This is a genomic window from Undibacterium sp. JH2W, from assembly GCF_049340425.1.
In the GTDB taxonomy this organism is placed as follows: Bacteria; Pseudomonadota; Gammaproteobacteria; order Burkholderiales; family Burkholderiaceae_D; genus Undibacterium.
Map to the genome: position 1 here is coordinate 317,081 of NZ_JBMPOT010000006.1, position 20,645 is coordinate 337,725.

The window sequence follows — 20,645 nt, forward strand, 5'->3', positions numbered from 1 at the left end:
CACATTCAACACAACTCACACAAACGATGCCTCATTCACATCACAAGCCGCATGGCGTGCATAGATTGCACTGGCAAACGCCCTGCCCTGTGACAAAGAACGCAGGTCGGTCGTATGGCCGAACAGCTTGGTCAAAGGCACATCGGCCACCACTTCAACACGGCCTGTGTTCTCGGTGATGCCCAATACCCGGCCGCTGCGTTTTTGCAAGTCGCCGATGACGTCGCCGGTGTTGATGGCGGGGGCATCGACTGTCACTTTCATGACGGGTTCGAGCAAGACCGGTTTGGCCTTGCGCAAGCCTGTCAGCACAGCATCTTTGGCGGCGATGATGAAGGCCATTTCGTTACTGTCAACGGCATGGAAATCACCATCAAGCAAAGTGACTTTGACGCCTGTCACTTTTTGCCCCAGCGGGCCTTGTTGCATGGCCTGCTGTACGCCTTTTTCAACAGCCGGGAAAAACGCCGTTGGTATCACGCCGCCCTTGACGATATTGGCAAAGGCAAAATCACCGTCTTTGGCATCAAGCAACTCAAGCCTTACGACAACACGGGCATACATGCCTTTGCCGCCGTTTTGCTTGTCGAGCTTGCCTTCTGCTTCGACCATAGGCAGGCCCATGGTTTCCTTGTAAGCCACATGCGGAGCACCGACACGTATGTCCACCGCAGCTTCACGACGGACGCGCTCGAGCACCACATCCAGATGCAATTCACCCATGCCCCACAAAATGGTCTCACCCGTTTCCGGATTGCTTTCCAGACGCAAAGACGGGTCTTCACGACGGAAGCGATCCAGCGCGGCCAGCATTTTTGCGCGGTCACTGCCGCTACCAGGTTCAACAGCCAGCGCCACTACAGGCTCGCCAGCGTGTATCGTTTCCAGCGTCCATGGCTGTGACTTGCCAGACAGGGTTTGGCCTGTCAGCGCATCTTTCAGGTTAGCGATGGCGATGATACTGCCCGCTGTTGCCTCAGCCACCGGCGTGCGCTTGTCTGCATGCACGACATACAGACGGCCTATACGCACGGGTGCTTCCAGTGTCGCATTCCAGATGGTTTCGCCTTCATGCAAACTACCACCATAGATACGCACAAAAGCCAGCGAACCATGCTCGTCATGCACGACCTTGAACACTAGCGCAGCCAAAGCATCAGCATCACCAGTTGCCACGGTCACGCTGTCACCGTTCAATGCAGCAACGGGAGCAGCGCGGTCATCAGGCGCTGGCAGCCAGGCTATCACGGCATCAAGCAGCGGTTCTATGCCTGCGTTTTTATACGCAGAACCGGCCAGCATGGGCGTGGCTTTTCTGGCCAGCGTCAGGGTACGCAAACCTTGCAGGATTTCTGCTTGGGTCAGCGTGTCGTTCGCCAGATAAGCATCTGTCAGCACATCACTCGCTTCTGCCGCAACCGAGGCTGCATAAGCATAGGCCGCCTGGGCTTGCGCCTGTAATTCTGCAGGCAAAGCCAGCACCGTCATATTGCCCTTGGCATCCCATTGCAGCAAACGCTGTTGCAAGACATCGATGACGCCACCAAACTCATCCGCCGCACCGACAGGTATCGCCAGAGGCACTGGGCGCGCACCGAGCTGCTTGCGCACCTGTTCTGTGACGCGTGCAAAGTCAGCACCGGTCTGGTCCATCTTATTGACAAAGATGATCATGGGCACGCCATGTTTCTCGGCCTGATGCCAGACAGTCTCGGTCTGTGGTTGCACGCCAGCGACGCCGGACAAGACAGTGATAGCACCATCAAGCACGCGCAGCGAACGTTCAACTTCTATCGCAAAGTCGATATGGCCTGGTGTATCGATCAGCGTGAATTCATGGCCGTTCCAGACACAGCGGGTTGCCGCTGCACCGATGGTGATGCCGCGTTCTTTTTCCAGGTCCATATGGTCCATGGCAGCATTGCCTTCATGGACTTCGCCAGTGCGGTGGATTTCGCCGGTTTTAAACAGGATGCGTTCAGACAGCGTGGTCTTGCCAGCGTCTATGTGCGCGATGATGCCAAAGTTGCGCCAGTTGTTGCGCGCAGAGTGAGCAGCAGTAGGACGTGTGTTGGCACGGGTTGTGGTGTTCGTCATGATGGGTCTTTCTACATAGCGAGCGGTCGTGGGGTTGTCTTGGTGACAGCGCCGCGGGGCCATGCGACCACCCTTATTTCAGTGGACCCGCGCGCGTTCTACATCTGCTGACTTCATGTTATATGGCTCCTCAATAAGAGAGTGTTTGCTACCAGGTACGATTAAAAGTGCTTACTAAAGTGGTGCTGAGTTTTTGGATATCAAGTCCAATACATTTGGAACATTTGGATAAGCGCAGCGAGCGGTGCTAGTTTGAGTTAAGAAGCGCAACCGTACTAAAGTACGGTGAGCATCGCAGGCTCAAAATCGCGCCGTGCAGTAGCTTATACAATTGTTCCAACGCAGAAAACAAAAAAGGCCCCTGTGGGCCTTTGTTTTTTTCTGATTTAATTTATCAGAGTTTCAACGGGCACACATCAGCGGCCCCGGGATGTCATCCGACATGCCGGGAGGGCGGAGGTAAAAAAGAGTATGCTCAGTGTTTTCATCTTTATAGAATAATCCTGTTTTTATCGCTTGTCAAATGAGTCTGTACTGATCACATTACAAGAAATGCAGGTGCAGAAATGCCACCCTCATAGGTAAATCCCCTGCATTTCTAGCTTGATCAACATACCGATAATAAAATTTAATCGATCTGATATAAACTATCAATCATCACGATGCGCTACAGATGGGGAGCGCGAAGTTCAGCCCGTGTAGGTACGATTAGTGCAACGTAATCGTACGCATGCCACGCCGCAAATGACGAAAGGTCGTGGCAAGCCCTTGGCCTTCACTTATGCATTTCAGCGTGAATGAGATGCATGCTTGATGAGGTCACAAAAAGCTCTCATGATTATCAAGTAGCATAAAGAATTGCAGCCAACCATGCGTACGATTACGTTGCACTAATCGTACCTACATCCTGTTTTGGAAGTTTGCCCAATGGGTAGTAAAAAGTTCTGGTGCGAAGGGAATTTGATGGAAATTATCATTTACGCACATTCATCTACTACCGATTGCACATTTATTAGATAAAATGCATAATTGAACCATCGAATGCAATGGGACAGAGAGTATTTAATGAGCAACAATACTATAGACACAGCCATGGCCAAACGTATGGTTGATGCCTCTGCCATACAGGGTGCGTCCATCATAGGACAGCCAGGTGGCTGGGGTGTGATGCTGAAATTCGGTGTCACGGAAAAACCGCTGGGTGCGCAAAGAACTGACCAGCCACGCGTGTGGCGCTCACTTGACCGCTGCATGGATTATCTGAAAACCGAACTGCATATCACCCGCGTCGATTTGCTCGATGCCAGCAAACACAGCGACGTATCAGATAAAACCACCGTTCGCACAGACACCTCAGAACGCATGCGCAAGGCACATGCTGCAGCCGCTCACGATAAGTGGTTTCGCGAGCAGGTGCAAGCTTCGCTGGATGACCCTGCCCCTGGCATCGCAAATGAAGATGTCAAACAAAAGTTTGCCGCCAAGCGCGCAGCATTGAAGCAGCGCATCGTGGGTAACAAAGCTTGAAGCTAATCTGGAAACCACTCGCGCTGGCAGATCGCGAACGCATCATGGACTACATCGCAGAAGACAAACCACAAGCTGCGATTGATCTTGATGAATCGTTCGAGCACATGGCAGATCAACTTTTGTTTAACCCACGCATGTACAAGCCTGGCCGTGTCAAGAAAACCCGTGAAGCTGTCGTTCATCCTAACTACATCATGGTGTATGCGATTGAGGGCGACGCCATTAGCATACTTAGGGTTTTACATAGTGCGCAGGCGTGGCCTTGAATGATAATTGTAAAAAAAGGAACGCTATGTATTCTAGCCGAGCAACTTTCATGTTTTCTTTTTCTGTAAAAACCTCAGAAAGATTCACATTGTTAAGTCAATTTGCTAAAGTATGTGAAGATGCCCATCCACAAAAAGATAAGCAGTACCCTGTTGCACTGACTGTCGATAGTAATGGTGAGTGTATTTACGATGCATGGAACCCTGTTAGTTGGAAAGCAGCTCACACGTTTCTCAAAAGAGCAGAGCGTGAAAAAATCATTGTCATTGACTATCCGAAAACAAGGCCAGAAGAAATAGCAGAGCTAGACTAATTTCCAGCTATGCACATAGGCTGCGTTTTAAAGCACCCTACGCACTTTTTTGCCAAAAAGAAAAATCACAAACCAGCAAGCATGAATCCAATCATGACCTAAAACCATATGACAGGACACTCAGGAAAAGATCATGGCTACGACCGCCTGATGGAAGCAGTACGCTATACCCCACATCTGGTGCAGCAAATGATTAACAGCGAACCAGACGTATTAAACTGCAAGAATTATTCAGGCGAAACGGTCATGCACTGGTTTGTCGTAGAAAACGATATCGAAATTGTTGAACTACTCAGCTCTTGCGGTGGCATGGTATCTGATTATGCATTAACAGAAGCATGCAGCCTGGGGCATGTGGACATGATCTACCTGCTATTGGGAATTGGCGTTATCCCAGATATGGCGTCCTGTAGAGCACAAATAAATCTTGGCTCCAACATGCCAAGAAAAACCTTGATCAAACTCCGGCGCGCGTTCAACCGGTATGGATATAGACTTGACTGGCCCTTGGCCGGAAAAATGCAATTTTAAGTCTGCCTGACTCTTCAAAAGTTCCATCCTTATTTAGATTTTTCTGCTATTGATTGCATATGTTTTGAATTAATTCGGGAAGAGGCTTACCCAGTTTAGTCATGCATTTATAGATTATTTTTGCAGTTCAAAAGGATATTTTCATGGAAATTTGTAGTGACCAAGAAGCGTTAGAAGCTGGTTTTGACCCGGCTGCCGCCAGGGTGATAGGCGATTCAAATTACATGGAAATAAATTTAGTTTTCGCTCACAACGAACACAAACTTGGTTATCCCATTTCTGTAGATAGACGTATTAAAGCATTGGATGCCCGCAAAATCGTTCCATCTGCAATCAATACCCTGAAATTCCAGAGTAGGCAACTGGACGATCATTGTATAAAGGCGAAATTTCTTGATGTAATTGCAGTAAACCCATTTACTCCAAATGGTGGAATTTTGTTGGGATTTGAATATCTAGTATCAGAGTTCGCAAGAGATAAATTACTTCCTTACCTCAAGAACGAATGTACATTTGTCCCTGTTGAAATTGCAGGTGTTCCGCAACGGTATTACATTATGTGGGTTCATCATATTTGTGACGCGGTTGATGAGGAACGTTCGCGACTTGGTGAAGATGAACTTTCACCTGAAAGAAAAAGACCATTTCGTGCAGTATTTCATCTAAATAAAATTGATTCCACTTATTTATTCCGTGTTCCTCAATGGAAGTATGATATAGACTGTGATCTTGCCTTGAAACCATTTCGTGATTTGGTAAAAAAACTTAGGATTTCTGGTTTTACATTTCAAGCTGGGGGGAAGTTTGGGCCGTTTTTAAAATGAGTGCTGGGTACTGCTGCGCCCCTGTTATCCTGTCCAGCGTGTAGAACGTGTAGGTACGATTAGTGCAACGTAATCGTACGCATGCCACGCCGTAAATAACGAAAGCTTATGGCAAGTTCCGTGGCTGTCACTTATTCATCTCAGCGTGAGTAAAATGCATGCTTGATGGGGTCACATAAAGCTCCCATGATTATCATGTAGCATAAAGAGTTACAGTCAACCATGCGTACGATTACGTTGCACTAATCGTACCTACGTCCTTGCCTGTAGGAGCGGCTTTAGCCGCGAACAGTCTTCGCAATTATTCGCGGCTGAAGCCGCTCCTACAACGGTACATGAAAGCAAGTTTCATCAGCACTTCATGAAACGGATATGCAAACCCCCTACTCCACCCCATACACCGCCGACACCCGCGTCCCCACCACCAGCAAAAAATGCGTGAGCGCACAGGCACTCAATATCCAGGCCAGCGGCAGGTCGCCCACCAGCGCACCAGACAATACCAGGCTCACCGGCATCAGCAGTTTGAACAGCGAACCTGTGAGGCCGGATATGCGACCTATGTAGCGGCTGTCTGTGCTTTCCTGGCGGTAGCCCCAGATGCAGACATTGCCGATGACGGTGCAAAAGCTGTTGATGGCCAGTGCCAGCAGCAGCAAGGGGATGCTGCTGCCCCAGGCCAGCAAGAGCATGGAACAGGCTTCGACGCCCAGCTCCAGCGCCAGCAGGCGGCCCAGGCCAAAGCGCTGGCGCAGGCGGCTGGCGACCAGGCCGCCGATGACGCCGCCTATGCCTGCGACGCCATACATCAGGCCGACTTCGGCTGCGCCCAGTTGCAACTGATCACGGGCACGGAACAAAAACAATACATCCACCACGCCCGCGCTGCCATTGATGATGACCACCAGCCAGGCCAGGTGCCACAGGGGTTTGTTGGCGATCAACACGCGCCAGCCATCGCGCCATTCATTCCAGTAGCCATCGGCATCCGGCTTGCGCACCGGCAGTTGCAAATCCCTGAGCAGCCAGGCGGCCAGCAGCATGGCCAGCATGGGCAGCCACAGGCCCAGGTCCATGCGTATGGAAATCACGGCACCAGCCAGCGCCGGGCCGAGTATGCTGAAGACCTGGCTTAGCACCGTCAGATGCCCGGTGGCGGGCAGCAGCAATTGTTCTGGCAGCATTTCCTTCAACATGCCCATGCGGCAAATCGCATACAGGTAATGCAGAGTCATCAACAGGAAGGCCGTGATAAAGAAAAACGACAAAGCCCGCGCACCATTCTCCAGCAACACGGCCTGCATGCCGGTCAGCACGACGATGCCAACGATGGCAAAGCGCGCCCAGCGGCCACGATCTATGCGGTCTACCCAGACACCGATAAACATTGCCAGCAGCAGATTGGGCAGCAATTCAACCGCCCGCATGCCTGTCATGACCCCGGCTGATTGTGTCAACTGATAGAGTATCAGCGGCATGGCGAGCTGGTAGATTTGCGTGCCTAACGAAAAGCTGATGGTCGATGCATACAGGCGGCGAAAGCTGGCGTTTTGCCAAAGCGAGTGAGTGGTCATGGATATGCAAGCAGGGTTGAACAATGCCACTAGCGTATATCAAAGGCGGAAAGACAAAAACGGATAGAATCTGGTATTTCTTTCCTCCTTTATTAATACCTAAAGATGCGACTGCTAGATCACTTCCAGCACCTGGCCGAATGGTATCCCAGCACCCATGCGCCTGACCTGGCCCAGATCGCTACCGCCTTGTGCTGTAGCGAACGCAATGCGCGCCTGCTGCTCAAGCGCATGCAGCAGCAAGGCTGGATAGACTGGCAGCCAGGCAATGGCCGCGGTCATCGCTCACAACTCAGTCTGCTTCAAGACCATGAAAGCCTGCGCCTGCAAAGACTGCATCACCTGCTGGCAGATGGCAAACTCGAAGCCGCCTTTGATGGCTTGCCCAGTGCCGGGCGTGAACGCCTGAAGCAATCGCTGCCCGGTTACCTGGGCGGTGGCCGCGCCGGTAGCTTGCGCATGCCCTTCTACCGCCCCCTGCATGCGCTGGACCCTATCCACATCAACCGTCGCACCGAGCAGCACATCATCATGCAGATTTGCGCAGGGTTGACAGAATACGACCGCGCCAGCGAACAGATTATCCCGGCACTGGCGCATAGATGGGATGCCAGTGCAGATGGCAGCCACTGGGAATTTGTCTTGCGACCCGGCCTGCAATTCCATGATGGTCGCCCGGTGCGCGCCGAGGACGTGGTCTATACCCTGCAACGTGCCCGTGATGCAGATGGCCCTTACCGCGCCATGTTTGCCCACCTCACCAGCATCAGCGGCACAGAGCGCAGCGTGAGGCTGCAACTCAGCAAGCCCGATCATCTGCTGCTGCATCTGCTGGCCCACCATGCCGCCGTCATCGTGCCGGTGGATGATGCCAGGCGCACAGATTTTGCCACGCTACCCATAGGTGCCGGGCCTTTCCGGCTGCTGCGCAATAATGAACACCGGGCCACGCTGGCAGCGTTTGATGGCTATTTCCGTGAACGTGCCCTGCTTGATGAGATTGATTTATGGGTGGTGCCGCATGGCAGCCCCCTGCCTGAAGTTGACCTGCACCTGGCCCATGCCTCGCCTGATCAAGTGCCTGCACGCGATAATAGCTGGTCGCAGATACGGGCGCTGGAACAAGGCTGTGACCTGGTCATGCTGAACCCGGCACGCGCAGAATTTTCTAGCGCAACCGCACGTCTGGCAATCGGCACATGGCTGCGCCCTGCAGCGGCGGAATTGGCCGCCAAAGAAACCCGCCCCATGGCCTTTGGCATGCTGCCGCAATGGCAGCACCTGCCTGAACAGACGACAACAGCAGCACCCACCCTGCCAGCCCACCTCGACGTCGTGACTTATGAACTCGACAGCCACATCGCCCTGACCCATTGCGTGGCAGGCAGACTGCGCGAGGCCGGAGCAGATGTCAGCATCCACATCCTGCCCTTCCCGGAATTTGGGCCCTACCACTGGCGGCACTGGGCCGATGTCGTCATCGCCGGAGATGTACTCGACAACGACATGGAATTTGGTCTGTATAGCTGGCTGGCAGGAGAGTCACTGATTAACCAGATGATGGACAAAGCGGCGCGTACATGGCTGGTGCAAGCCAGTACAGAAATCGCGGCACAAGCCGATGCCGCATGCCGTGCGCCGCTCATCGAAGCCTGTTTCGCCCGCATCGTAGAGCAAGCCTGGATACTGCCCATGCGCCACACCCGCCACGGCATAGACTATGGCCCACAACTCGGCGGCGTCACCCTGGCCCGCTGCGGCTGGATGGATTTTCGCAAGCTATGGTTGCGGCCTTGATGTGCATCTTAAAAACAAACTGTAGGGTGCGTTATAACGCACCACGACGCATGTTCAAATACACCGGAAACTTCAACAACAGCTTGTGCACAAGTGTACATAATCTTCGTAGAATGACGCAAAATTATTTATCATCACGCGCATGGTGCGTTATAACGCACCCTACAAAATTGCCCATGCGCCACACCCGCCACGGCATAGACTATGGCCCGCAACTCGGCGGCGTCACCCTGGCCCGCTGCGGATGGATGGATTTTCGCAAGCTATGGTTACGGCCTTAATTTGCGTCCAAAAACAATGCCTAGAGTATGCGTTACAGCCCCATCGTGCCATCCCCCCAAAAAAAAGCATCTCGATACTGGCCTGTCTTGCTTGCACTAAGCGAGTATGTCGTATTTTGAACAGGGCAAGGTTGACTGCGCAGTGCACCACTAGCACTAACTCGATTTATTTTCATTGCCCGTCAAACTTTAATTTCAATATCAGCCCAAAGAATTGTTGTAAAAAACACATAAACTCAAGTGACATTGATTTAATTCGCCAATTATCAAATAAGCATGGTAAATTGTCATTTACAAATTGTTACGTTTTCCCGACATAATCCACTCTGTCCAGCTGCCTTAAGTGGATAAATGAAATCGCAGATCAGAAAATTGCCGGGGAACATCTTCATTTTTGGATGGACTCAAACGGCTTCCCGCTACTGCTCAGGCTATGAGAACACTCATCATTGACGTTGCAAATGGGCATCTGACTGATTCCAGTCAGGCCACGATCATCGCAATAACAGACTCAATAATTTCTGGCAATGCTACAACACCGTGATGCTGCCTGGCAGCATATACAAGACTGAGTAGCTCTTGGTAGCTGTCTACTCGAATCATTCGGAGGGATCCATGAAGAATCGCCTTTCATTCCAAGCACCTATTACGCTCAGTCCTTGCCTGGTGCTTTTTCTTCTTTGGTTTTATGCTGCATTTGCCTCTGCTCAGCAGTGTCCACCACCAGGTTCCCCCCTGAAAAGTGTCAGTGATGCGATAAGCGACCTTCAAAAAAATGACCGAGCACCTTTTGGTGCCGACTGCGCATACAGGTGGTTAAGTAACTATTCCATCGAATCTTCCAAATTGGACAATGAAGTGCTTAACTTCTTTCGCATAGCAAGCGATGTACAAAGGCGAGCAGCAGAAAAGCGTTATGCCGATCCACAATATGCAAAAGATGGCGATAGATATATGGATAACGAAATAAGTCTCCGTAAACAAATCCTGGAGGGAATAGAAAACAATCCAGAGCGTGATACGCCAAGAGCCAACAAAGACACAGAGATACAGATACATTTAAACTACTTGGTCAGTGCATTGGCTTTACGGAAAAAGTATGAGGTCGTAGATGAAACTCTGGGAGACAAAGAACCAAAATCCATACACCCTGAAGCTTTTAAGGTATGGTTGCAAGCAGTATGGTCTTGCGTGAAGTTTGATGGAAATAAGACGAATCTGTGCGAACGTAACAATCAGGAAATCTGTAAAGAAAAAGTCAAAATTTTCTTGAGTTCAGTAGAGCAGATGAAAAATCTCATTTTTCCACCTGGGACAAAAAGGAACATTGATGAACTCAGGCAGCTCACTTCAAGCCAGGGGTGCTTGAAGTGACACGAAAACGCTCATTGCGCCTGTACATACACTTATTCATCCTTCTGCTCTTTTGCAGTGCTACAGCTCATTCAGAAAATACATCGCCAGCGAAAACTTCTGAAACAAAAATTGATACGACCAAGACTGCATCAGATCCTTTGATCGTTACCGCAAATAGTGACCCCATGAATCGAGTGGGGCACCCTCTTTTTGTCGTCATCAATTTAAAAAACGTGTCGAACGAAGATATTTCTTTCGACAATCTGACGACAACAATTGATCTCGCATCCGCAGAAAAATTTAAAAATATCCGCGCCTGCATTCCCCAGCAGACTGGTGATATTACCATTCGCAATGGCCGCTCAATTGAATTAAGCTGCCGCTTTGAAATGAAGGACAACAATATTTCCTGGAACCTGAGTTCTTGGCAAAATACCTTACTATCCGCAGATATCCGCTTCGCTGTTACTGTGAATACCAAAACTCAAGAGGATCTCAATTACTATCCATCCATCAACATAAAGGCACCTGAGTCCAGTATCTTCGTTGGTGGCCTCATAGGCGCACTTTTACTGGCGATATTCGTGTGGGTAGAAACAATGATCAAGCAACCGCTCACACGACAAGAATGGATAAAAAGTTTCCTATTCACCGTCCTGTTGGGATTACGTGGCGGGATCATGGCAATGATTGCGCTTATCATCGGAAAAACCACCCAGAGCACAGGTTCCCCCATTTCCCTGACCGTGACAGATTTCAGCGGTGGAATAGTAATAGGCCTTTTTTCCTACCCTCTCGCATCCTGGATTTCCTCCACTCTGAAATTAGATGGCGTATTTGTTTCGAAAAAAAACGAAAATCAGCCAGACAAGGAAAAAATTGCAAATGATCACCCTGCAGAGACTGTCATAACGGAGGAAGCTAAAAAATATCCTGAACAGAAAACTGTTGCAGAACCAGCATGATTCAACTGAACAAGTTCAACATACATTTGACACATCAACTATTTTAAGGAGACAAAGATGCACATACTCATTGCACGCAACGCAGCACTGTCGGGGCAGAATGGCACTTTTGGCGAACTCTTCATTGATGGCAAGTCTTTTTGCTTCACCTGCGAACAACCATGGAACAATAATACGGCAAACAAGTCCTGCATCCCTGTGGGCGAATATCAACTCCTGCCCTACGACTCACCTGCCCATGGTCATACTGTCGTCTTCCATAATCCCCAGTTGAACATCTATGGCACGCCAGCGATGATACCGGCTGGCAAGCAAGGCCGCAGCCTGTGCGAAATCCACAATGCCAACTGGCCTTTCCAGGTGCAGGGTTGCGTCGCTGTAGGCAAAGAAATTACCGATATCGTGCCAAATGGCCGGGGCGTGACCAGCAGCGTCGTCACATTTGCCGCCCTCATTAAAAAATGGGGTGATCGAAGCAATCTCACTGCCACCATCAAATAGATGGATGAATAGGCGGATGTGAAATAGCGAATATGGCCTTAGCCTATATCGCTGGCACTCAAACACTATCGTAAGAAGTCACCAGCTTGATACCAAGGGCAGCCAACAGGCCATTGAATCGCCCCACGCTTGCTGCGGTACGCAGCGACCATCACAAAGCTGGGCCCTGGGCTAGCCGCCCCTATGATCATCGCTGTGGCTATCCCAAGCAGTTCGGGCAGATGCTGCATGGTCTTTCTCCTTGTAGACGATTTTCATGAAGTGTAGCAACGCCAAGTTTAGCCATATTTGGTGCTGATGTTTACATCAATAAGTCAAATTTCCAATTCTCAATCCTGAGGCGCCGTGAGTTTTTTCTGCATGAACACGCTGAGAGGATCATCGGCATATCCACCGAAACGCTCGCAAGGTTCATAGCCGCAACGCGCATACAGGGCCAGTGCTTCTGGCTGGTAAGGGCCGCTTTCCAGTTTCAACTCCATGCACCCCGATGCCATGGTGGCCGCCTCCAGCGTTTGCAATATTTTTTTCGCCAGCCCACGACCACGTTGCTGGGGGCGCACATACATGCGTTTAAGTTCGCCGTATCCGGCAGACAAGACCACGGCACCACAGGCGACGGCTTGCCCGGCCTCGTCCCGCGCTATCACAAACAGCAGCCCTTGCTCATCGACCGAGGACAGGTCCAGCGCATGATGACTTTCTGGAGGATAGAGCGCGCCTTGATAGGCATCAAGCTCGGTGATCAGGGCAATGGCATCGGCCTGACTGGGTGATTCAAAAGAAATTTGCATACTGCACCTTCAGGTAGTGAGTGATCCGGTATTGACAACCACGACATAGCGCGCAGGGCGCTTGCTGGTGTTCTGAAAAACAATGCTCTGATTTTCTTGCATGGCCAGACAATCGCCCACTTGCAAGACATGGTGCTTGCCATCATTAATAATTTCCATGCTGCCTTCCAGAATCCAGACTTGCTGGTGAATGCCAAACTCGCGCAACCCCGCCGCATAGCTCACTATTGCCCCTGCTGGAAAATCGATCTGAACTATCTGCAACGTCGAGCGAAAATGTGGCAGCGAAATATTGCGCCGCGTGTAACCAGACTGCGGATCAGTCCACTGCAACTGCTCTGCCCGCCTTACCAAGGGACTGGCGTCAGCGCGTGGCTCCTCAAACAAGGACGCCAGCGTGACACCCAGGCCAAATGCCAGCTTGTCCAGCACCACGGCGGTGGGGCTGGTCTCACAACGCTCAATCAGTGAAATCATGGAACGACTGACATCACATTTCCTGGCCAGTGCATCCAGCGACAAACCACGCTCAGCACGCAGGGAGGTAATCCTGTTGGCAAGACGCTGGTTGATATCTGGCTGCTGATGGGTAGATGTAATTTCTTTCATACTGGATTTATTATCCAATATGGTGGATATGATGTCAAGTGGTGTTAGTCGGCATGTTTTGCCAAGCTCAGGACCGCTCTGCACTTGCCTGTCACACTGGTAGGGTGCGTAGCGTACTTTCCAATGCACCACTCTGAAATGTCCATTCTCACTTGTAAAACGGTGCGTTACGACGCACCCTACTTTCCATCTTGATTCAACATTGGTTGGAGCGACTTCAGCCGCGAATTGGCAGACACGGCAAGGCATTCGCGGCTAAAGCCGCTCCTACGAAACCAGCGTTTGGATAAGTCTGGTAGGTGCGTTACAAGTCACTACCTTTGATACAACGGCTTGCCAAGCGCATTTCGCAAGCAGCCCGGTAGGGTGCGTTATAACGCACCACTCTGCAATGCCAATTCTCACTTGCAAAACGGCGCGTTGCAACGCACCCTACTGGCCAAATACGGTATATTTCGGAATGCTTCACAGATCTACGGTAATAAAGGAATTGCCTCGCCAGGAAAGGCGGACGGACCGCCAGGTTAGGCTGGATATTTTTTCAACCTATTTGAAGTTGAGCGTCAAGGAGAATTCTAAATGGCTGATACTTCCACGAATACTGCACTTACCGTCAAAGATACCAAGGAGCAACCGCACTCAGTGGTGGCAGACATACTTGGTGCGGTGGCATGGCCTTTATTCGCGCTCTTTCTCTTGTTCCTAATTCGAAGGGAGCTTCGGGTACTCCTCCGAACGCTAAGTGACCGCCTAAGGTCTGGCGCTGCGGTAAAAATGGGCGCATTCGAGGTCGGAGCAGTAAACATCAATCACATTGATCTTGCAAACCCAAGCTCAGAGTCGCGAAAAGACGACGGTCGCCGAATGACAGACCGAGACGGCTATTATCAAAACTGTAGGAACGTACTACTCGTTCATCGAATTGCGAAATCCAGGACCGAAGGGCAAGAATTTGACATTCTCGTTTATGTAATTCCCCACGAGGACAAAGGAACACTGGCCGCTATCAGTAAAGTCGATTACTTTTTCGGCCGTTTCTGGAAAAACACCATTTTCACGTCTACCAACCGGTATGCGGGATTTCCGGTACGCCTGTGCGCATATGGCCCGACATTATGCTCTGCTGAAATTCATTTCACTGATGGTCATTCGGTCATCCTTCACAGATACTTGGATTTTGAAATGGGCGGTAGCGCTCCATTGACCGCGGACGAGGTGGCCGCGAAATGACGCCCAGCCCTATAGTCAACCGGACGTTGCGCGATAATGCGGCGCAACACCAGTTACTTCCACGTTAGAGCTCATAAATAATTAGCCCGGTAGGGTGCGTTATAACGCACCACTCTGACATGCCTGCCCTCACTTGCAAAACGGTGCGTTACAACGCACCCTACTAGCTTGCGTCACATCTTGGTCCAGCATTTCCAGGAGCGGCTTTAGCCGCGAATTGATGGGCACGGCAAGGCATTCGCGGCTAAAGCCGCTCCTACTAAGCGGCGTTTGAATAAGCTGGTAGGGTGCGCCATGCGCACCGTTTCCTCTTAAAAAAATCAGCAATAGATCACGCGATATTCCTCCAATAAACTCTGCACCATCTCTGTGTCATCTCTGTGGTGAGTCTTTTGGTCTTTCACTGCCATCTGCATGCTCAAAAAATCACATGACCCCCCTTCACCCCACTCGCAAAAAGGCAATCAATGCCTGCAGGGCAGCCGTCATATGTCGTCTGCTGGAATAATACAAATAAAACCCCGCGCGCGTGCTGGCAAAGTCTGGCAGCACTTCTTGCAGGCGGCCGCTTTGCAGGTAAGGGCGGACATAGTCTTCTGCCAGGGCGGCGATGCCTGCGCCGTTGAGGGCGGCGGCCAGGGCCAGGCCGGCGTCATTGACGATCAGGTGTCCTTCGACGGTGATGTCGAGTGGCTGGCCTTTGTCCATGAAGGCCCAGGGCAGTTTGAGTTCGGTGCTGGGGCGTTTGATGCGTAAGCATTCATGTGTTTGCAAATCAAGCGGGGTATGCGGCATGCCGTGTCTGGCGATATATGCTTTCGAGGCGACGCAGACAAAGCGGCGCTGCGGGCCTATGCTGGTGGCGATCATGTCCTGTGCCAGCAATTCGCCCTGGCGTATGCCTGCATCAAAGCGGCCCTTGACCAGGTCTATGGTTTTATCTTCTACCGAAATGTCGAGCACGATGTGGGGGTATGTCTGGCGAAATTCTGCCAGCCTGGGTGCCAGCAGCAATTCTGTGGCCACCCTTGGTGCGGTCAGGCGCACCGTCCCTGTAGGTGTTTCGCGAAAATCATTGACGACATCGGCAGCGTGCTCCAGCCCTTCCAGCACGGGGCGCAAGTGATCCAGCAATTGCTGGCCAGCCTGGGTCAGCGACACGCTGCGTGTGGTGCGGTGCAAGAGCCGCACATCCAGACGGGTTTCCAGCTGGCGCATGGACTGGCTCAGGGCCGATGGAGTGACTTCCAGAAAAGCAGCGGCCCTGACAAAGCTTTGTCGCTCTGCAATGGCCACGAAGGCTCTGAATTCTGCAAATTCGCTGGCGCGCATTAGTTAGCCTGACTACACAATATATTGAATAAATAGTGCATTATTGAAACACAATTCCTCTTTATACTGAAGCCCTGTTCAGCGCAAAAGCGCAAAAAAAAACGCATAACATCACAGGTATAAGGGCTTAATCATGAAAACCACCATCAAACTGCCAATGAATCACATCGCCAGGGCCATCACACTGCTGGCAGGTGCAGTCGCGGCGACCATCGCCCTCTCCATCAGTGCCCCAAGCCAGGCCCATGCAGAATCCGCAAAAACAGCAGGCGTGCCCATGGCAAAATTCCAGGCCCCCGGTTTTTATCGCATGATGCTGGGCAGTTTTGAAGTGACGGTGCTGTCTGATGGCACGGCCACCCGCCATGTCGATGAGATCATGAGCAAACCTGAGCAAGTGCGCGCCGCCTTTGCCCATCACCATGAAGACTTACCGGCCGAGTTGTCCATCAATACTTACCTCATCAACACTGGCAGCAAACTGGTGCTGGTGGATACTGGGGCGGGTGAATTGTTTGGCAGTGGCAAAGACAGCAGCAGTGGCCGCCTGGTCAGCAACCTGCGTGCCGCCGGTTACCAGCCTGAGCAAGTCGATGCGGTCTTGCTGACGCATATACACGGTGACCATTCTGGTGGCTTGAGCATTGCTGGCAAACGGGTATTCCCGAATGCTGATGTGTATGTCGATAAAAAAGATGCTGACTACTGGCTGAGCCAGACACAGGCCGATGCAGCCCCTGCCGCCAGGCGTTTGACCTTCACCCAGTCGCGCGCCACGGTGAACCCGTATGCAGATGCCGGTCATTTGAAAACCTTCAATGGTGCGCAAGAGATTTTCCCGGGCATCAGCAGTCTGCCTTCTTATGGTCATACACCAGGTCACACGGCTTATGTCATCGCCAGCCAGGGCAAAAACTTGCTGTTATGGGGTGATGTGATCCATGTAGGCAATGCGCAATTCAAAGACCCCAGCATCACCATCGCCTATGATTCTGATGCAGCAGCAGCCATCAAGTCGCGTGAATATTTATTGCAGCTGGCCGCAGGCAAGGGTTACCTGGTTGGCAGCGCCCATATGTCCTTCCCTGGTCTGGGTCACATAGGCAATAGCCCAGCAGGGGGCTATGAATGGCTGGTCGCACCGTATCAGATACAGGGGACGTATTGAGAGTCTTGCCAGCTTGAGTACCAACTTAATTCCATTCATCGCACTCGACAAGATTGAAGTCAAGACCAAAAATCTCGCCACAGAGGCCCGGAGGAATCGTATTCTCATGACGAAAGAAACCCTACAGAGTAGGGTGCGTTATAACGCACCGTTTCGTGGATCATGCAATATGAAAAGAATATGTGGCTTTGGCATGGTGCGTTACAACGTACCCTACTGAAATGATGGCCAGAACCTGGATGTCGCCAGCACAGCCAGGCTCACTCAGTTTCACTACGCCAGGTGACTATCATAATAATCGTCAATACCAGCATGAACAGGCTGAACATGATAGAGCCGCGCACATCCCTTTTCTCACCGCGCCAGCGGGTAGTATTTGGTTCATTGCTGAGGTATTCAATATTGACTTGCTCATATCTTTTATACTTTTCCAGCACATCATCTGGCAGCCTTTTTTTGACAGTGATCTTGGCATTTTCTGCTGTCATGAAACTGATTGCGGCTTCATTGGTGATCGAGACGTCAGGACTATGTCCACGCTGCTTGCGGGTATGTACGGTTTGATCGTATTTGTAAATCTGATCTGTCTCTGCCACCAGACCATGCGCTTTGAATGCGCGGTTTTCTATATAACCCGTCACGGCTTCATGTAGGGCATAAACCAGGCCTAAAACAACAAAACATCTCCAGAATATGCGTGTCAGCATGCAAACGATTCCTTCATTTTTAACTGCGTGTGTAACCGGCGATTTTATAATGCAGTGCTATTCTTTGTAAATTATGACGTAGCCCTGACTGGGCAAACCAAGAACTTTCATGCTTGATACACAATTGAAAACCATATTGGCATGACATCTATGCGACTCGAGCATGTTGATTACCACGTCTTCGCCCATGAGTCAGCACAAGACTTTAGCGAAGATGTCAGCCAGTGGCACCAGCTTGATGGACAAATCAAATTGAGCATGGAGGCTGGTACGGCCCTCTACATTTCTTGGGGCCAGGGGCCACTACAATACAGCATGGAAGTAAGAGAAACTACATTCTTCCATCAGGAACTACTGCATATGGTGAGCATGGACAAACATCCTTACTGGGCGAGATTCATCAGTCACTTTATTCATTGGCAATTCGAAGATGCACAGCATCAGATACTCTTGCTCAGCACAGGGGAAGAGAAAATTTTCCTCTCATCACAATATGAAGATGGCATGTTCCAGGGTGATAGTGTGCGTGTTGCACAATTCAAACCACTTTAAAAATTGCAGACAAGCATCAAGAATGGCTGCTTCCAGCTATTCATAGAGTCAGTCTCTGCCAGCGCCTTATTCCACCAGATTTCCCCAACTTCGTGCCTTCATCGTACGTTTACTGCAGCCAAAAAGTAATTGTTATTTTTTCACCACAATCGCTTGATTTCACGTCTGGCTGTTCTATAGTGCCATGGTAGATGCATGTCTAGAATGCATTTTTTTTAAAGAAATTGCTTTACATAAACCTCAGGCATTGTTGATTTAAAAATAATGAAGGACATGCTTCATTTTTGGAAACATTTCCAGTAAAATGCGCCCATCTTGCAGGAATAGCAATACATGAACATGCGCAGCCTGTGCTACCGCATAGGGCAGGTCGCCGTCTTTAAAGATTTGCCAGCCTCTTTCATCAAGTATCGCCAGCCCACGTAGTCAGTAGTGCCAACCGCAAGATCTTTTACAACGGAGAAAATAGAATGAAGAACAAGTTACTCGCTTCCATCTTGGGCAGCCTTTTTGCCCTGTCTTTTGCCACTGCCCACGCCGATGACAAAGCGGGCCCCGCACATTGGGGCTATGAAGGCAAAGGTGCCCCTGCCAAGTGGGCAGAGCTGGATGCTGCCAACCAGGCTTGCAAAATCAGCAAAGAACAATCACCTATCGATATCGTCTCTAAAGACGCTAAAAAAGCCGACTTGCCAGCCCTGGATTTTGGCTACAAAGCCGGTAGTGCTGAAGTGATCAACAATGGCCACACCATACAAGTGAACCTGCCAGCCGGTAGTACACTGAAGGTAGGCAGTGATGAAGCAGCTTTGCTGCAATTCCACTTCCACACACCCAGCGAAGAAAAAATCAACGGTGCCAACTTCCCCCTGGTAGCGCACTTTGTCCACAAAAGCGCTGATGGTAAATTGTTCGTCGTCGCCGTACTGTTCAAAACCGGTAAAGAAAACGCAGCCCTGGCACCCGTTTTCGCTGCCCTGCCAGCAGAAGGCAAACCTAATCCTTTAGCCAGCTTTGATCCAGCTGCAGTCTTGCCGGCAGAACGTGCCTATTACCGCTTCATGGGCTCTTTGACGACCCCACCTTGCAGCGATGGCGTGCGCTGGCAAGTCTTGAAACAACCTGTAGAATTGTCCAAAGCCCAGTTGGCTGCATTCAAAAAAATGTACAAGATGAATGCACGTCCAGTGCAGCCTCTGAATGGCCGCGTAGTAGAAGTCAGCAAGTAATATACTGATTTCTAGCTAGTCGTTTATGATATCCCCTGTCGCTGACGGGGGATATTTTTTTGCCCTTGCTTTTCATCATTGCCCAGCACTGGCCTCAAACAAAAACGGCAGCAAACGTGCAATATTGCGCGCATCGTCTATGCCACGGTGGGCTGTGCCAGAAAACTCCAGTCCGGCATGACGTATGGCCTGCCCCAGGCCCAGTTTTTTATTCAGATTAAATCGTTCTGACATCAATGGTTTAAGGTTGATATGTGCTGCACCTATGGGATTGGGGACGCGGTGAAATCCACAATCCTGCTGCAATTGCTTGCGGTCATAATCCCCCCAGGAACAAAATACAAAATCCTGGTATTGATACAGCCAATGCTTGAATTGCGTCACCACTTCCTTGAAGCCGGGCGCTGCATCTACTTCCTGTTGTGAGATAGAGGTCAGGCTGCGACAAAAGGCCGTCAGTTGTGCATGTCTGGCAGGCCGCACAAAACTCTGGAATTCACTGACGATAACAAAGTCGCTCGCATCCACCATGACACAACCAAACTCTATGATTTCCATATGCTCACGCGGCACGCTGCCCTGATCACAGCAGGTGGCTTCAAAGTCGATGACGAGGTAGTTTTTTATTTTTTTCATGTTTTATTTTCTTATTTTTTTAATTTTTTCTGTAGACGCAAACTCGCAGCAGCGACAGTGGCTAAGCCCTGGCGCCTGTTGATGAACAAATGCGTATCGTGTACTGATGCCGTACTAAAGCCGGAATTGATCCATAGACAGTGCAAGCTGGCCAAGTCTGCCCATGTACTATCGTTCCAGACATGCGGCATCGCGCTGAGCATTCGATGTTATGCCAGTTTTTTTACTTCTTGTTTTTGATCTGGCAAACTTACCCAGCGTTACTCGACGTGGGTATTGATCACATAAAGTGCATGTGCGGTAGTGTGACGATGAACGGATTGTAGCAATAGCTGCTTGAAAAAAGAAAGTA

The 20,645-nt window shown here is 50.5% G+C and carries 21 protein-coding genes; 13 read left to right on the forward strand and 8 right to left on the reverse strand.

The window, feature by feature from the left end:
* Positions 1-15 precede the first annotated feature (15 nt).
* Complete coding sequence (gene fusA / locus ACO0LC_RS11125) at positions 16-2,097, reverse strand: elongation factor G (protein WP_423002941.1); 2,082 nt, start codon at positions 2,095-2,097, stop codon at positions 16-18.
* 1,065 nt (positions 2,098-3,162) lie between these two features.
* On the opposite strand from fusA, the gene ACO0LC_RS11130 reads away from it, so the two are divergent.
* The 5 genes from ACO0LC_RS11130 to ACO0LC_RS11150 all read left to right on the forward strand — a co-directional run bounded on the left by ACO0LC_RS11130 (position 3,163) and on the right by ACO0LC_RS11150 (position 5,562).
* Positions 3,163-3,624, forward strand: coding sequence for a hypothetical protein (locus ACO0LC_RS11130; protein ID WP_423002943.1), 462 nt, complete (start codon positions 3,163-3,165; stop codon positions 3,622-3,624).
* A complete protein-coding gene (locus tag ACO0LC_RS11135) occupies positions 3,621-3,893 on the forward strand; it encodes a type II toxin-antitoxin system RelE/ParE family toxin (RefSeq protein ID WP_423002945.1) in 273 nt (90 codons plus the stop codon). The genes ACO0LC_RS11130 and ACO0LC_RS11135 overlap by 4 nt, the downstream gene beginning before the upstream one ends.
* A 50-nt stretch (positions 3,894-3,943) precedes the next feature.
* Positions 3,944-4,207, forward strand: a complete 264-nt coding sequence (locus ACO0LC_RS11140; protein WP_423002947.1) for a hypothetical protein — start codon at positions 3,944-3,946, stop codon at positions 4,205-4,207.
* A 108-nt stretch (positions 4,208-4,315) separates the two neighbouring features.
* The gene (locus ACO0LC_RS11145; RefSeq protein ID WP_423002949.1) at positions 4,316-4,738 is read left to right on the forward strand and encodes an ankyrin repeat domain-containing protein; all 423 of its coding nucleotides are present in this window, start codon (positions 4,316-4,318) and stop codon (positions 4,736-4,738) included.
* A gap of 143 nt (positions 4,739-4,881) precedes the next feature.
* Positions 4,882-5,562 (forward strand): hypothetical protein, encoded by a 681-nt coding sequence (locus tag ACO0LC_RS11150; RefSeq protein ID WP_423002951.1) that lies wholly within the window; start codon positions 4,882-4,884, stop codon positions 5,560-5,562.
* A gap of 383 nt (positions 5,563-5,945) precedes the next feature.
* Here the strand turns inward: ACO0LC_RS11150 and ACO0LC_RS11155 are convergent, their stop codons facing one another.
* Positions 5,946-7,136, reverse strand: a complete 1,191-nt coding sequence (locus ACO0LC_RS11155; protein WP_423002953.1) for an MFS transporter — start codon at positions 7,134-7,136, stop codon at positions 5,946-5,948.
* 105 nt (positions 7,137-7,241) lie between these two features.
* On the opposite strand from ACO0LC_RS11155, the gene ACO0LC_RS11160 reads away from it, so the two are divergent.
* The 4 genes from ACO0LC_RS11160 (at position 7,242) to ACO0LC_RS11175 (ending at position 12,036) form a co-directional block, all read left to right on the forward strand.
* Positions 7,242-8,933 (forward strand): ABC transporter substrate-binding protein, encoded by a 1,692-nt coding sequence (locus tag ACO0LC_RS11160; RefSeq protein ID WP_423002955.1) that lies wholly within the window; start codon positions 7,242-7,244, stop codon positions 8,931-8,933.
* Between the two features lie 896 nt (positions 8,934-9,829).
* Positions 9,830-10,588 carry a hypothetical protein gene (locus tag ACO0LC_RS11165; RefSeq protein ID WP_423002957.1) on the forward strand — a complete coding sequence of 253 codons (759 nt, stop codon included), beginning with the start codon at positions 9,830-9,832 and terminating at the stop codon, positions 10,586-10,588.
* Complete coding sequence (locus ACO0LC_RS11170) at positions 10,585-11,535, forward strand: hypothetical protein (RefSeq protein WP_423002959.1); 951 nt, start codon at positions 10,585-10,587, stop codon at positions 11,533-11,535. Before ACO0LC_RS11165 ends, ACO0LC_RS11170 begins: the two co-directional genes overlap by 4 nt.
* Positions 11,536-11,592: 57 nt before the next feature.
* Entirely contained in the window at positions 11,593-12,036 is a 444-nt protein-coding gene (locus ACO0LC_RS11175) for a DUF5675 family protein (protein WP_423002961.1), read from the forward strand.
* Between the two features lie 65 nt (positions 12,037-12,101).
* Here the strand turns inward: ACO0LC_RS11175 and ACO0LC_RS11180 are convergent, their stop codons facing one another.
* From ACO0LC_RS11180 to ACO0LC_RS11190, 3 genes are all read right to left on the reverse strand, one after another.
* Positions 12,102-12,266 (reverse strand): hypothetical protein, encoded by a 165-nt coding sequence (locus ACO0LC_RS11180; RefSeq protein WP_423002963.1) that lies wholly within the window; start codon positions 12,264-12,266, stop codon positions 12,102-12,104.
* Positions 12,267-12,365: 99 nt separating this feature from the next.
* Complete coding sequence (locus tag ACO0LC_RS11185; protein ID WP_423002965.1) at positions 12,366-12,830, reverse strand: GNAT family N-acetyltransferase; 465 nt, start codon at positions 12,828-12,830, stop codon at positions 12,366-12,368.
* Positions 12,831-12,839: 9 nt separating this feature from the next.
* On the reverse strand, positions 12,840-13,439 hold the full coding sequence (locus tag ACO0LC_RS11190) for a helix-turn-helix domain-containing protein (protein WP_423002967.1): 600 nt from the start codon (positions 13,437-13,439) through the stop codon (positions 12,840-12,842).
* 579 nt (positions 13,440-14,018) lie between these two features.
* On the opposite strand from ACO0LC_RS11190, the gene ACO0LC_RS11195 reads away from it, so the two are divergent.
* Positions 14,019-14,669 carry a pYEATS domain-containing protein gene (locus ACO0LC_RS11195; protein ID WP_423002969.1) on the forward strand — a complete coding sequence of 217 codons (651 nt, stop codon included), beginning with the start codon at positions 14,019-14,021 and terminating at the stop codon, positions 14,667-14,669.
* Between the two features lie 441 nt (positions 14,670-15,110).
* Here the strand turns inward: ACO0LC_RS11195 and ACO0LC_RS11200 are convergent, their stop codons facing one another.
* Positions 15,111-16,001, reverse strand: coding sequence for a LysR family transcriptional regulator (locus ACO0LC_RS11200; RefSeq protein ID WP_423002971.1), 891 nt, complete (start codon positions 15,999-16,001; stop codon positions 15,111-15,113).
* Between the two features lie 133 nt (positions 16,002-16,134).
* On the opposite strand from ACO0LC_RS11200, the gene ACO0LC_RS11205 reads away from it, so the two are divergent.
* Entirely contained in the window at positions 16,135-17,169 is a 1,035-nt protein-coding gene (locus ACO0LC_RS11205; RefSeq protein WP_423002973.1) for an MBL fold metallo-hydrolase, read from the forward strand.
* A 260-nt stretch (positions 17,170-17,429) separates the two neighbouring features.
* On the opposite strand, the gene ACO0LC_RS11210 is transcribed toward ACO0LC_RS11205, so the two are convergent.
* A complete protein-coding gene (locus ACO0LC_RS11210; RefSeq protein ID WP_423002975.1) occupies positions 17,430-17,876 on the reverse strand; it encodes a hypothetical protein in 447 nt (148 codons plus the stop codon).
* A 141-nt stretch (positions 17,877-18,017) separates the two neighbouring features.
* Here ACO0LC_RS11210 and ACO0LC_RS11215 point away from each other — a divergent pair, with 141 nt between their 5' ends.
* Together ACO0LC_RS11215 and ACO0LC_RS11220 are read left to right on the forward strand one after the other, a co-directional pair.
* Complete coding sequence (locus ACO0LC_RS11215) at positions 18,018-18,428, forward strand: hypothetical protein (protein WP_423002977.1); 411 nt, start codon at positions 18,018-18,020, stop codon at positions 18,426-18,428.
* Between the two features lie 470 nt (positions 18,429-18,898).
* Positions 18,899-19,657 (forward strand): carbonic anhydrase, encoded by a 759-nt coding sequence (locus ACO0LC_RS11220; protein ID WP_423002979.1) that lies wholly within the window; start codon positions 18,899-18,901, stop codon positions 19,655-19,657.
* 75 nt (positions 19,658-19,732) lie between these two features.
* On the opposite strand, the gene ACO0LC_RS11225 is transcribed toward ACO0LC_RS11220, so the two are convergent.
* The gene (locus ACO0LC_RS11225) at positions 19,733-20,293 is read right to left on the reverse strand and encodes an exonuclease domain-containing protein (protein ID WP_423002981.1); all 561 of its coding nucleotides are present in this window, start codon (positions 20,291-20,293) and stop codon (positions 19,733-19,735) included.
* Positions 20,294-20,645: the final 352 nt, after the last annotated feature.

Coding starts and splice junctions, on each gene's coding strand:
- ACO0LC_RS11175 (WP_423002961.1), top strand. CDS start 11,593: ATGCACATACTCATTGCACGCAACGCAGCACTGTCGGGGCAGAATGGC.
- ACO0LC_RS11200 (WP_423002971.1), bottom strand. CDS start 16,001: ATGCGCGCCAGCGAATTTGCAGAATTCAGAGCCTTCGTGGCCATTGCA.
- ACO0LC_RS11225 (WP_423002981.1), bottom strand. CDS start 20,293: ATGAAAAAAATAAAAAACTACCTCGTCATCGACTTTGAAGCCACCTGC.
- ACO0LC_RS11140 (WP_423002947.1), top strand. CDS start 3,944: ATGTTTTCTTTTTCTGTAAAAACCTCAGAAAGATTCACATTGTTAAGT.
- ACO0LC_RS11150 (WP_423002951.1), top strand. CDS start 4,882: ATGGAAATTTGTAGTGACCAAGAAGCGTTAGAAGCTGGTTTTGACCCG.
- ACO0LC_RS11130 (WP_423002943.1), top strand. CDS start 3,163: ATGAGCAACAATACTATAGACACAGCCATGGCCAAACGTATGGTTGAT.
- ACO0LC_RS11165 (WP_423002957.1), top strand. CDS start 9,830: ATGAAGAATCGCCTTTCATTCCAAGCACCTATTACGCTCAGTCCTTGC.
- ACO0LC_RS11220 (WP_423002979.1), top strand. CDS start 18,899: ATGAAGAACAAGTTACTCGCTTCCATCTTGGGCAGCCTTTTTGCCCTG.
- ACO0LC_RS11210 (WP_423002975.1), bottom strand. CDS start 17,876: ATGCTGACACGCATATTCTGGAGATGTTTTGTTGTTTTAGGCCTGGTT.
- ACO0LC_RS11195 (WP_423002969.1), top strand. CDS start 14,019: ATGGCTGATACTTCCACGAATACTGCACTTACCGTCAAAGATACCAAG.
- ACO0LC_RS11160 (WP_423002955.1), top strand. CDS start 7,242: ATGCGACTGCTAGATCACTTCCAGCACCTGGCCGAATGGTATCCCAGC.
- ACO0LC_RS11185 (WP_423002965.1), bottom strand. CDS start 12,830: ATGCAAATTTCTTTTGAATCACCCAGTCAGGCCGATGCCATTGCCCTG.
- ACO0LC_RS11215 (WP_423002977.1), top strand. CDS start 18,018: ATGACATCTATGCGACTCGAGCATGTTGATTACCACGTCTTCGCCCAT.
- ACO0LC_RS11155 (WP_423002953.1), bottom strand. CDS start 7,136: ATGACCACTCACTCGCTTTGGCAAAACGCCAGCTTTCGCCGCCTGTAT.
- ACO0LC_RS11145 (WP_423002949.1), top strand. CDS start 4,316: ATGACAGGACACTCAGGAAAAGATCATGGCTACGACCGCCTGATGGAA.
- fusA (WP_423002941.1), bottom strand. CDS start 2,097: ATGACGAACACCACAACCCGTGCCAACACACGTCCTACTGCTGCTCAC.
- ACO0LC_RS11190 (WP_423002967.1), bottom strand. CDS start 13,439: ATGAAAGAAATTACATCTACCCATCAGCAGCCAGATATCAACCAGCGT.
- ACO0LC_RS11205 (WP_423002973.1), top strand. CDS start 16,135: ATGAAAACCACCATCAAACTGCCAATGAATCACATCGCCAGGGCCATC.
- ACO0LC_RS11180 (WP_423002963.1), bottom strand. CDS start 12,266: ATGCAGCATCTGCCCGAACTGCTTGGGATAGCCACAGCGATGATCATA.